At 62.8% G+C, this 11780-nt stretch carries 9 protein-coding genes; 3 read left to right on the top strand and 6 right to left on the bottom strand.

All coding sequences use genetic code 11. From position 1 onward, the window contains the following. Positions 1 to 205: 205 nt before the first annotated feature. From AC1DXN_RS26650 to AC1DXN_RS26625, 6 genes are all read right to left on the bottom strand, one after another. Entirely contained in the window at positions 206 to 682 is a 477-nt protein-coding gene (locus AC1DXN_RS26650; protein ID WP_477276611.1) for a hypothetical protein, read from the bottom strand. 91 nt (positions 683 to 773) lie between these two features. Next, positions 774 to 2489 carry a ParB/RepB/Spo0J family partition protein gene (locus AC1DXN_RS26645; RefSeq protein WP_477276613.1) on the bottom strand — a complete coding sequence of 572 codons (1716 nt, stop codon included), beginning with the start codon at positions 2487 to 2489 and terminating at the stop codon, positions 774 to 776. Between the two features lie 254 nt (positions 2490 to 2743). After that, positions 2744 to 7870, bottom strand: a complete 5127-nt coding sequence (locus tag AC1DXN_RS26640; protein ID WP_477276615.1) for a helicase-related protein — start codon at positions 7868 to 7870, stop codon at positions 2744 to 2746. A gap of 168 nt (positions 7871 to 8038) precedes the next feature. Continuing rightward, positions 8039 to 8656, bottom strand: coding sequence for a DUF1419 domain-containing protein (locus tag AC1DXN_RS26635; protein ID WP_477276705.1), 618 nt, complete (start codon positions 8654 to 8656; stop codon positions 8039 to 8041). Positions 8657 to 8846: 190 nt separating this feature from the next. Next, on the bottom strand, positions 8847 to 9737 hold the full coding sequence (locus tag AC1DXN_RS26630; protein WP_477276617.1) for a DUF3991 domain-containing protein: 891 nt from the start codon (positions 9735 to 9737) through the stop codon (positions 8847 to 8849). Between the two features lie 210 nt (positions 9738 to 9947). Further along, complete coding sequence (locus tag AC1DXN_RS26625) at positions 9948 to 10130, bottom strand: hypothetical protein (protein ID WP_477276619.1); 183 nt, start codon at positions 10128 to 10130, stop codon at positions 9948 to 9950. A 282-nt stretch (positions 10131 to 10412) separates the two neighbouring features. Between AC1DXN_RS26625 and AC1DXN_RS26620 the strand changes: the two genes are divergently transcribed. The 3 genes from AC1DXN_RS26620 to AC1DXN_RS26610 all read left to right on the top strand — a co-directional run bounded on the left by AC1DXN_RS26620 (position 10413) and on the right by AC1DXN_RS26610 (position 11654). Beyond that, entirely contained in the window at positions 10413 to 10712 is a 300-nt protein-coding gene (locus tag AC1DXN_RS26620) for a transposase (protein WP_477276620.1), read from the top strand. Continuing rightward, a complete protein-coding gene (locus tag AC1DXN_RS26615; protein WP_477276622.1) occupies positions 10705 to 10887 on the top strand; it encodes a hypothetical protein in 183 nt (60 codons plus the stop codon). Before AC1DXN_RS26620 ends, AC1DXN_RS26615 begins: the two co-directional genes overlap by 8 nt. Positions 10888 to 10976: 89 nt before the next feature. Next, positions 10977 to 11654 (top strand): type 1 glutamine amidotransferase domain-containing protein, encoded by a 678-nt coding sequence (locus tag AC1DXN_RS26610; protein WP_477276624.1) that lies wholly within the window; start codon positions 10977 to 10979, stop codon positions 11652 to 11654. The last annotated feature ends 126 nt before the right edge of the window (positions 11655 to 11780 follow it).

Raw genomic sequence — 11780 nt, 5'->3', positions numbered from 1 at the left:
GCCTTGGACCGTCCCGCCGTCCGGTTCAGACCGCAGCAAACCCGAGGGGACGACCGGCGTGGAATGGTCGCATGAGAAATAGCCCTGACCGGAATGGGCGCCCAAGCCGCATGCTCCCACCGCCTCTCGGTTACGCCGTGGTCGAGATTCCCCGGAAATCGAGAGGCCTCCTGCATCTCTGCAACAGCATTCGGGAGAGCCGCGCTCATGCCGCTGCCCTCCCCTCGACGATATCGGCCACGACCTCGTCGGCCGTGACCTCTTCCAGAATTGCGCCGAGATGCCGGTGGACCGCGAGCCAGCCCTCCGCACCAGCATGATCGGCGGCGAGGTGCAACAGTTCGGCATCGTCGCCGGTGCGACTGAGAACGCGCACCGAGCCCAGGGCGGGACGCTCGACGAGTTCGAACTTCAGCGCGCTGGTGACGCAAAAGGTCTGATGCACCACCATGACGATGACGCCGCCGCTGGCAAAGTCGCCCTTATGAAGCGTGATGCTGGCGGGAAGCGCATAGCTCGCCGTCTGGCACGCCGGGACCTTGCGGACCAGGCGGCCGCTGCCGTTCTTGTTCTCCCAGGCGGCGAGCTTCCGCTTGAAACGCTGAGGCGGCTGTGGCGTGCCGTCGCTATAGCGGACGAGCGAGCCGAGCGGCGCGATATCGTGAATCAGTTGAGCGGACATTTTAGTCCTCCTTTTGCTCATGGTTGAAACGGAACCGCCGCCAACATTTCTGCCGGCGGCGGAGATCTTTCGGAAGGAAGGGTTACCGCCCCTATTCGGCTGCGATCGCGTATTCGTCCTTAGTGGGCTCGCCGGCATCGTCATCGCCGTGACAGTCCCGCGCCGTGGCGTCCGACTGGTCGCCATCCAGTTCGTCGAGCTCTCGCGCCGCGCCATCGTCGAGCGCGTCGCCGGCGTCGGACGCCGAGTGCTTCGCCACCCAGTCGGTGATCGCCTCCAGCTTAGGCGCGAACAGAGCCGCTGGATGAACAAAGCGGCCTTCCGCGAAATGCTCGACCAGGGCCGCGCGCGTGTCCTTCACGCGATTGCGCGCCGCGAGCGGCGTGCCCTTCAGCGAAGTCTCAAGTGCTGCGCGCGATAGGCAAGAGAGGAAATCATCCGTACCCATATTCGGCAGAAACGCGTCCGCGCCGATAGCCTCGCCGGCGATGCGCGCGACGATGCCGCTGGCAGACCGATTTTCCCGGCACGACAACACGTCGATCAGCACCGAGCGCACGACTTGCTGCAGCGTTTCCCGGTCGGGGTTGAGCTTGCCGTCCTCGCCGATCAACCGCGCGGCGTGTGCGTTGCAGTTTGCGTGTGCGTACGGATTGTCGGAGGAGCCGCTGGCGATGGACACGTTCATGCCGGCGAACGCCAGAACGAGCAAAGCCATCAGTGTGTCGTCCTCGATCGGCGCACGGGCGAACGCCTCATGGAGCGCATCGGTGCGAAGATCGCCGATCATCTCCATGCCCTTGCGGGTCACGTCCGATCTCTGCGTTGCCACAGCAGCGACGCTGCTGGAACCCGTCTTGTCCTTTGCCTTCTTCGTCTCCGGGATGCGGTAGGCAATCGACTGTACTTCACCAGACCGGCCGTCGATGTACCAGGCGGTATGGTCGCCTTTACCAGGCTTCCCATAGACCCGCTCGGCCTTCGCGGGGAGCTTCGGCTGGCCATAGTCGCTCAGTTCGACCATCGAACCACGCTTGGGCAGATTGTTGGCCAGCCATTCCTGCTGCGCGCCGTAGAACGCTGCAACATCAGTCGTGAACCGGCTGTCCTCATCGGCCGGTGCGAACAGATCCTCCTGCCACACGATGCCGTAAGCCTGGGCGAGATCTTCGCCAAAGCTCGCGTGCTTCGCCAACAGTCGCGTTTTGGTGAGTGCCCGGGCAACTTCATGCCAATAGACCGTGGGATCGGCCTTCTTCGGCTTGTATCTCTTCCAGACCTCGGACTGTTCTCCCTGGCTCGCGGCTGCGATGATGCGTAGATTCTGCTCGGTCGGCATATCACCCTTCGCCATCTGGTCGAGCATGGCGGGCAGGACGTTGGCGAGCAAGCGCAGCTTGCGGATCTGTCGCACTGGCAGCGCAAGCGCAAGCGCGATGGATTCCTCGGTCCATCCGAGCGCGACGAGGCGTTCGATCGAACGCCACAGATCTACCGGGTTAAGCGGATCGCGGGCGACGTTTTCGATGAGCGCTCGCATGGCGTCGTGGTCTTCGTCGGGGTTGGCAACGAGTACCTGTATCTCCGCAAGATCGGCGGCGATCGCCTGTGCAACGCGGCGATGGCCGAAATGGATGGTGTAGCCGTTGCCGCCGCCCTGCTCGGGCAGGATGATCGGTGGCTGGATGATGCCGACGGCCTTGATCGTCGCCAGTAGCAACGCATCGGATTGAGGGGTGGATTTCGTCCGGCGCGTCTTGTCGGGGTTCTCCTTCAGCGCACGCGGATCGACCATCATGAGTTCCATGGGATGCTTCTCCATTTCCGGGGTTATGGACCAGGCCTAGCCAATGGTCCTTTTCCGTCTTCTTCTCGAAGACATCCCCCACCGCGCAGCGCGATCGGGCCGGTGCAATTGCGGGCGAGCATCCCTGTCCGGCGCCCAAGAGGGGCTCACAGCCCTGCGAAGGGCGACGCGGCCGGGATCGCGAGACGCGCGGTTGAGCGTGAGCGTCACCGGCTCGATCACGCTGCGAGGAAAGATTTCCTTCTCGTCTTTTCTCAGGCCGCAATCTGGCCGTCCTCCTCCCCCTTTTTGTCCATGGTCGATTGCCCGCCACTCTCGGCGTCGGCGGCAAGATCGGCCTCGATCTCGGCGACCAACTGGCGCTTGAGCTTGAGTTCGGCGGCAAAGGCGAAAGCCTCGCCAACGCGCGGCTGATAGGCGGCAAGCCGCCCGCGAGAATCCGCCAGACGGCGTGCATAATTGTCCCGCTCGCCATCGAAAATCGAAAGTGCGTGCTCGAGCCTGGCGATCGCGCCAAGGGGCGTGGTCGCAACAGGAAGCTCAACCTCATGCTCCGCGCCGGTGAGCTTCAGCATGGTGGTATAGCCGAAGCGATCCTTGCCTAAGCGTTCGCCGGCGAACGCCAGATCGAAGCCACCGATCGAGGCGATGGCCCGCTCACCCTCATACTGGAGTTGTACCAGGGCCAGAATTTCCTTCATCAGGGCACGGCCGGCGAATTTGCGCGCGGCGAACGCGTCACCGGCGACGGTCATTCGGAAACCATCGCCATGTGTCGGAATCAGGCGCTCGATATCCTGACCGATCTCTCCGATGCGCCGTGTCGACAGGCTTATCTCGTGCTCGGCGTCACGGATCCGGCGACGAATGGCATGCTGATCGTCGACATGGGCGGCACGCAACCGGTCGAGGCGCGCGATCTCGGCCTCAAGCCCCGCCTTCTGCATCAGGCGTGGATCGCCCGATGCGATCGCTTTCGCCATGGCGAACTGGTTCGCCTGGCCCTCGCCAATGTCTTCGAGGCGACGAATGCTGGTATCGCCCGAGAGTGCGGCTGTAATGAAGCGCGCCTTGCGCTCGTTGTTTTGCCACATCGTGGCGTCCAGCGAGCCAAGAGTGGCGTAGGCGAAGAGGCCGACCTCGTCATGCTGGTTGCCCTGGCGAACAATACGTCCCTCGCGCTGCTCGATCTGGGAGGGCAGCCATGGCACGTCGAGATGATGCAGCGCCTTTAGGCGCGCCTGCACGTTGACGCCGGTGCCCATGGTCTCGGACGATCCGATAAGGACACGGACCTTGCCGGCGTTGAAGTCGTTGAAAAGCCGCTGCTTGGCCTGGGATTTCTTAAAATCCTGCATGTAGGCGATTTCGGAAGCCGGCACCCCGAAGCGCACCAGTTCGTCCCTGATCCATCGATAGGCGGAGAAGCCGCGCGAGGTCTCGACGGAAATCGTGCCGAGATCCGAAAAGACGAGCTGGCCAGCGCCCGGTTTGTCGAAGGGCATGCCGTCCTTGCGGCGATAGGTGGTCTCGCTTGTTTCCTGCCAGATCCGGAAAGTGTTCTGGATCAGGGCATTGAGCTTGTTCGCCTCCTCATTGCCGATGCCGGCGTCGACGAGACGCAGGTCGATCGCGGCATGACGGCCGTCCATGATAACGGAGAGCAAGATGTCGTCACCCGGTTCGGGCGGGCCGTCGCGCTTCTCGATCGCCTTTATACGGCCGTCGAGCTGCTTCTGGTAGGCCTTGAAGGCCGCGGTTGGTTCGGCCGTGATGATCTGGCGCTTACCGCCAGCGATCTCCGGCACCTTCACATAGGCCCGCAGATCGGCCGGCTGCACCACGTCCGCGAAGGAGCGAAACAGGGCGATCAGCTCGGGCACGTTGACGAACTGCGCGAAGCGTGTGACCGGCTTGTATTTGCCCGACGGCTGAAGCTCCAGTTCGGTCGAGGTGTCGCCGAAGGTCGAGGCCCAGGCGTCGAACTCTTGCAAGCCGCGCTTGGCAAGGGCGGCATGGTCCATCAGCCGCTGCACGGTGAACATCTCGCCCAGCGTGTTGGTGATCGGCGTTCCGGAGGCGAGCACGAGCGCCCGGCCCGGATTCTTCATTTCGATGAAACGGGACTTGACATAGAGGTCCCAGGCGCGCTGCGAACCGTTCGGATCGACGCCGCGCAGCGATGTCATGTTGGTCGCGAAGGAGAGCTTCCGGAACTCCTGCGCCTCGTCGACGATCACCTGATCGATGCCTATTTCGGCAATCGTCAGAAGATCGTCCTTGCGGCAACCAAGCGCGTCTAGCCGGGCCTGATGGCCTTCCTTCATGCGCTCGATGCGCTTGCGCGAGAGCTTGTCTTCACGATCAACCTTGGTCAGCAAATCCTCATAGGCCTCCAACTCGTCGTGGATCTTCTGCTGCTCGAAGGCAGACGGCACCGGGATGAACTTGAACGCCGAGTGCGTGATGATGATCGCGTCCCAGGCACCTAGTGCTGCCCGCGACAGGAACCGATGCCGCTTCTCCTTCACGAAGTTCGTCTCATCCGCCACGAGGATGCGAGCGCTCGGATAAAGCGCCAGGAATTCCCGCGCGGCCTGCGCCAGGCAATGACCAGGCACGACGAGCATAACCTTGTTCACCAGGCCGAGGCGGCGCTGTTCCATGATCGCTGCCGCGATTGAGAGCGTCTTGCCGGCGCCCACAGCGTGGGCGACATAGGTGGCCCCCGACGCGATGATCCGCCAGATCACCCGCTTCTGGTGCCTATAAAGAGAAAAGGCGCCTGAGGCGCCTGGAAGCTGGAGATGATCGCCGTTGAAGTGTCGGGGCACGATGTTGTTGAAGATATCGTTATAGAGCCGCGCCAGCCGGTCGGTGCGATCCGGATCCGACCAGACCCAGGACTGGAATGCCGTCTTGATCTTGCCGAGTTTCTCTTTCGCGCCTTCTGTCTCAACGGTGTTGAGGATGCGGCGCTCGGCATCTCCCTCCTTCACCGTGTCGAAAATCTGTGGGATCGACGAATTGAGTGCGTCGGAAAGAAGTTGCCCGGCATGGCGGCGGTGCGTGCCCCACTCTGTGGTGCCGGCGGCGCTCCATTCAAGCTGGCGGGCGTTCACAGTCCAGCACGCGAGTTCAGGTGTGTGATGGATGGTGATGTCAGCGCCCATCGTCTCCTTGACGAAGACGACGATATCAGCGGCGGGGATCCAAGGTGCGCCAAGCCGCGCCGTTATGTCGGACGGCCGAAGGTCAGCCGGCTGGACTCGGCGTAGCGCCTCGACATTGCGCGCGAAGGTGGGATCGAGCGCAGCAGCTGCCTCGGCCGTCGCTAACTTCGAACGAACCGCGCCAGAGAGATAGGCGTCCGCGGTCTGCCAGGCGCCGTTCGCCGGATCGCGGTAAATGGCCTCGCCGAGTTCATCGATGACATCACCGGCATCGCGGTGCAAAAGCTCGGCGATATGATCGGGATCGACATGGCCGCGCTCGTTCAGCACAACAGCAAGCGCGTCGAGGGCAGACGTGATGACCGGCGCAGGTGGCGGCGCGATCACGCGTTCGGAAAAGATCGGACCAGGCTTGGCTGTATTGGTGTCGAGATCATAGTCCTCGATCGAGGCGACCAGCCAGCAATCTGGGTCGTCGAGGAAGGGCTGGAGGTTCGGCCGCCGATGTGCCTCGCGGACTTCGCCGGTCTGCGCGTCTTCGGTCGCCGAGACGGTCGTGAAATTGATCGGACCAAACTCGCGCACAAAGCTCGACCATGCGATGCGCAAGCGGACCTGCGCCGGCTTCCACGGCTGGTCACGTTCCTGAAGTTTCAGCACCCCCCGTACCGCGTCGCGGATCGGGATCAGCTTGCGGATGATGCGCGCGTGCCTGGCGAGGACGCCCTCCGCTCCCCTACCCTTCTTGACGTTGACAGGAACGGCCTGGCTGTCGACCATCTGCATCAGCGCTGTGTTCTTCCCGACGAAGTAGCTGCCCTCGCGGATTGCGACGCCCTCGGCGGCCGTGCCGGTGCGCACGAATTCAGCAATGTCCTCGTCGGATACAGGATCGACGGTCTCGGGTTCGCCGTCGTAGCGGCCTTCCGGAAGGAGGCCGATCGCCGTCAACAGCGCTGTTTCGAGTGTCACGTCAGCACGTGACAAGCAGGAGTAGGCCTCGCCAAAGGGACCCGACCCCGTCGCATGTTCGCCTAGCACCAGGTCGGGATGCTCCTCGAACCAGCGATTTACGCGGATCGCCCCCTCCTCCGCGCTCGCCGGGCTGACCTCGGCCAGGTTGAGCCAGGCATCGTCACCGGCAACCTCGCCGTCGTGACGCTTGCGGAAGAACAGTATGTCGACCACGACGTCGGTTCCGGCATCGGCACGGAAGCTGCCATCTGGCAAGCGAATCGCGCCGATCAAATCGGCCATGCCGGCGATGTGTTTGCGGGCGCTGGCATTGGCTTTGTCCATCGTTCCGCTCGACGTGACGAAGGCTGCGAGCCCACCTGGCTTAAGTCGATCGATGGATTTAGCGATGAAGAAGTCGTGCAGGTGTAGTGACAGTGATCGGAAGGCCGGATCGCTGCGAACCGTCCGGTCCGAGAACGGCGGATTGCCGATGGCGAGATCGAAGTTTCGCGGCAGGTTTACACGTGCAAAATCCCGATTGAGGATACGTGCCCGCGGCTGCAACAACCTGGCGATGCGCGCTGTGACCGGATCAATCTCGATCCCCGTCACTTGGCTGGCCACAGGCAGGCCCTCTGGCATCAACGCCGGGAACAGCCCCGTACCGACGCCGGGCTCCAGCACACGGCCACCACGCCAGCCAAGACGCTGCAGGCCGGCCCAAACGGCGCGCACGATGAACTCCGGCGTGAAATGGGCGTACTGGGTGCACCGGCCAAGCGAGGCGTAGTCAGGCCCGGTAACGGCCTCTTCCAGTTCCGCGCCGATCTCTTCCCAGCCCTTGCTGAACCCGTCCTCGCCTGGCCGGCGGAACACGCCAGTGGCGAGTTCGCTCGCACCGAAACCGGTGAAGCGGATCAGCTCCGCCTGCTCGCCAGATGTGGCGGGGCGCTTTTCCTGCTCAATCCTGGCCGCGAGCCGGATCGCAGCGATATTGTCACGGGCACGCTCGCGCCATGACGACGCCAGGCCACGGCTACCGACGAGACGGAAGTTCTCAGCCCTGTCTGCCAGGGGTGCCGGTTTCGTCATTGTCGAGGGGTGGCTAGGCGCGGCGGGAAGTTGATCTTCCGCCCTTTCGACGGACGGGTCGGCATCGAACGGGGCGGGAAAAGCGCTCACGCCAATGCCAAGGTCGGAGGGTAGGCAGGTGTCGCCGAATAGGTCGAGAGTGAACGGATCATGGGACATGGCAGGTGCTCCTTGAGCTGTTGGCGCGCGCCCGTGACCGCAGACCTTGTGTCATCGGCGCGCTGCGGCAGGGACGGCTTGACGGGTTTGGCTGGACAGGATCGTCAGTCTGGAAATGCGGAAGCCCAGCGCGGGCTGGGCTTCGCAGGATCAGGGGTGGGATAACGCTCAGGCGGCAATCGGCTCGGGCAGATGCCGCAAATGCACGGGCAGCTTGGCAGCAATCTCGTTCTCGTCGAGATGCTCAAGCAGCTTCAGTTCGGTGACCTGGCGCCCGACGTAAACGAGGATCGTCCGCTTGGCGCGGAGGGCCACCGGCCAGCTTTGGTCGGCGTAGCCGCGATAGTCTGGGTGGGTGCTGCTCCAGATATGCTCGAGGGGTTCCTCGCGCGTCATGGCCTGTCCGGCACGCGTCTCCCGTTCGATGATCGCCGCGCGCAGTCGATCGGGCGATCCCTTTTCGCCGAGATCGCAATAACCGTGGAACCAGCGCTCCCTGCCGTCGATGACAAGAGCGACAAAGATGCTGGTGATGCGGTCCGTCAGATACTCGGACATGGCGAACATGCCGTCGCGCATGAAGAGCGGAGGCAAGATGTTCAGCATGCAGTCGTGTTCTGCCTCGCCGATCTCGAACCACTCACCGGCATGAAGCCGGCCGGACACGCGGTCCTCGTCCATGGGTGCCTGCGCGTGGCGATCAAACAGGCTGAACATCTCCTGACGCGTTGCCGCGCCCTGGAATATCTTGCGGAAGGAAGTGGGGGGTGCATGGCGGCTCCTTATTGCCCGGGCGGCTAAGGCGCGGCCGATCTCTTGATACCGCCATCACCTCAGACCTTCTCGTCACACCTCCCCGCCGCCGCCATCCCAGACCGACGGGTCAAGGGTCGGCGCTAGCCGAGCGAAGCCTGCCTTGACGCGCCGGCCGGGCATGCGGCAGGGATTTTTACTTTCCCTCATCCTTTCTCGTTCCTCATCCCGTTAGTTCCTCGTTCCAATCCACCTTGTTCGGTCGCAACCGCTGATGCCGACCCTCCACCGCTTCCGCGATAAGGCGAATGCGCTCGCCGTAGGCGTCGCCCTGAGCATTGGCATCGGTCGCCGCCACGAGAAGGAGACCTGGGCGCTTGGCGAAGCCGCGGATCGCCGCATCAGCCGCCGGCGCCCACCCACCCCCGGTGCTGACATAGAGCGTGTCCCGCCGCAGACCTTCGATTGCGGCGAGGCTCATCGCGTCGATCGCAGCCTCGGTGACACAGAGCCGTTTGGGGTGTTCGGTACCGAGACGGAACAACTCCTTGGCTCCGCCGGCCGCAAACCCCCTCCAGTCGGCGCCGCGTTGCTCCCAGCCAATCACCTCACCGGAAGCGTCCATATGCGCGGCCCACATGCTCCCGTACGGTCCCTCCCGCAGCAGGTTCTGGCGGCTCGCCTCGACCAGGATGGGGTTCGGGATCCGTCGCAACGTACTGAGATAGTGCCAAGTCGGGGAGCCAGGCCCAGGTGGTGGACGGCGCATCCAACGCGCTGCGAGTGGTTGCTGGCTTTCCGATCGTGATGCCCGCCGCTCCCACTCCAGCTCGGACGGAACACATCCGACAAGGCCGCCGACATGATCAAGCGCCTCCGCAAACCCCATATCGTCGAGATGGTCGACCAGTGAGAACACATCGCCCTTCGCTTCCGACAGCGGGTCGAACCATCCTTTCCCCTCATGGATTACGATGACAATCTCGCCTTCGCCGCGCCGATATTTGACGGCGCGGCGGGTGCTTTGTTTCGCATCGACCTTCCAGCCCCGACGCTCAAGCACGACGGCACAAGAAACCTGCTCCCGCAGGATCGCGATATCTCTCTTTTCCATGTCTCACCTCAACCGACGGCCACCAAGCAGCGTTCGGCCCTCTCTTTGATAAGGATTTTCTTCCCTCTTCATGCCAGGGAGGCCATCGCCCGGCCGCGAAGGCCGAGGGGTGCAAGGGCGCGGCTGACAGCCCGACAATTCCGTCGGTCTGCCCGCGGCGAAGCTTCCCTTGCGCCCTGTCGGGCGCAAGTGGCAGGCAAAGGTCCCGGCTCAGTGAGCCGGGCGGTGCTCGTAGGGATCGTATTCGTGGATCACCGTGCCATCGTCGCCGTCATATTCGCTCGACACCATGACGCCGAACTCGCCCTCGACCTGAAAGAGAGTGACCGGAACCATCAGGGTCTGCGCGAGGCTGAAGGCGTGGTTCTGAGCGAGGGTGAGATTGTGCGACATGGTTTGGCTCCCGTCCTTGGGCGGGGTCCATCCCCGCTCGACAGGCGCCCGTCGTGTTCAGGGCATGGCCGCGGTCACCTCGAAGGCGAAACCGAAGAGGTCGCACGCTTGCGTAGCGAACCCCTTGCGGGTTGATCGTGGAAGGCTATGGCCTGATCCAAGAAAGCCGGACATGAGAGCGGGGTTGGACGTCAAGCGCGGCGAGCTTTCCAGCGACGTTGCGCAATTGCGCGACATCATGGAGGCGTTGGTCGCCGCCCGACTGAAGCTTCGCAGTTCACGGTGCTGCATGAAAAACTGTCGTCGATCGTGAAGGGTAACGCCGTTTGCAGGCGGTTGATGACCGAGCCATGTGTCGACCCGGTCGTTGCGCTGGCCCTCAACTCCACAGTCGACATTCCTGCTCGCTTCAGGAATTCGAAGGCCGTGGGTCCATCTCTCGGATTGACGCCGCGTTTAAATCATTCAGGCGAGGATAATCGCGTCGGGCGTGTTTCTCTATGCGGTGACGCCATGATGCGGACATTGCTTTATGAAGCCGCGCAAGTTCTGCTGACGGTGGTGAAAAGTGGTCATGGTTGAAGACTTGGGCGATGAACGTCGCCATCGCCGTGGCCATGACAACCGCCAATCTGCGAGCAAGCCGACGGTCGCTTCTTGCCTGCATAGAATGCGGCGCTTGATCATGCAGCAAATGACCTTTCCGAAAAGTTTTGCGACAGAACCGGAAATTTCTGAAATATGGGTGCCATTGTGAGCTCATCGACACGCCGATGCAGCTGATCGAGCTCCGAATCAACCGGCCACGGCGCCTCACGGCGCGGCATCCTCCGAAAGTATCCGACGATGAAAATCCTGATGGTACTCACCTCCCACGACACTCTCGGTAACACCGGCAAGAAGACCGGCTTCTGGCTCGAAGAGCTGGCAGCGCCCTACTACGTCTTCAAGGATGCCGGCGCCCAGATCACCCTCGCCTCGCCGAAGGGCGGCCAGCCGCCTCTCGACCCGAAGAGCGACGAGCCGATGTTCCAGACCGACCTTACGCGGCGCTTCAGCGCTGACGAGCTTGCCAAGGCGCAGCTCGCCGAAACTGTGCGCCTCGACAGCGTCGACCAGAGGGACTTCGATACGGTCTTCTACACCGGCGGCCATGGCCCTTTGTGGGATCTGGCCGAGGATCCGAATTCGATCAAGCTGATCGAATCCTTCATCGCAGCCGGCAAGCCAATCGCTCTCGTCTGCCATGCACCGGGCGTGCTGCGTCGCGTGACCAATCCCGACGGCACCCCTTTTGTTCAGGGACGCTACGTCACCGGCTTCACCAATAGGGAGGAAGAGGCTGTCGGTCTCACGAATGTCGTGCCGTTCTTGGTCGAGGACGAACTGATCGACCTCGACGCGGTCTTCTCCAAGGTCAAGGACTGGGGCGTGCACACAGTAGTCGATCGCGGGCTCATCACCGGTCAGAACCCGGCATCATCGAGCGAGGCAGCGGAGGCGCTGCTGGCCGCTTTGAGCTAGAGGAAGGCCAAGACCGCCTGAGCGGGTTCTGACTTTTCGGAAAGGTCTTTTGCTGTATGACACTTGGTCCTTTTTCCGGGAGTTTGTCATGTTCAAAGGCCGCCATTCTGGAAAGAATTTTCTGTT

The sequence above is a fragment of the Mesorhizobium sp. P2_H9 genome (assembly GCF_056403215.1).
Note: the sequence above shows the minus strand (reverse complement) of the source record. Positions and strands in the feature narration are given on the sequence as shown.

Coding starts and splice junctions, on each gene's coding strand:
- AC1DXN_RS26630 (WP_477276617.1), bottom strand. CDS start 9,737: ATGGAAAAGAGAGATATCGCGATCCTGCGGGAGCAGGTTTCTTGTGCC.
- AC1DXN_RS26625 (WP_477276619.1), bottom strand. CDS start 10,130: ATGTCGCACAATCTCACCCTCGCTCAGAACCACGCCTTCAGCCTCGCG.
- AC1DXN_RS26615 (WP_477276622.1), top strand. CDS start 10,705: ATGGTTGAAGACTTGGGCGATGAACGTCGCCATCGCCGTGGCCATGAC.
- AC1DXN_RS26610 (WP_477276624.1), top strand. CDS start 10,977: ATGAAAATCCTGATGGTACTCACCTCCCACGACACTCTCGGTAACACC.
- AC1DXN_RS26650 (WP_477276611.1), bottom strand. CDS start 682: ATGTCCGCTCAACTGATTCACGATATCGCGCCGCTCGGCTCGCTCGTC.
- AC1DXN_RS26645 (WP_477276613.1), bottom strand. CDS start 2,489: ATGGAACTCATGATGGTCGATCCGCGTGCGCTGAAGGAGAACCCCGAC.
- AC1DXN_RS26640 (WP_477276615.1), bottom strand. CDS start 7,870: ATGTCCCATGATCCGTTCACTCTCGACCTATTCGGCGACACCTGCCTA.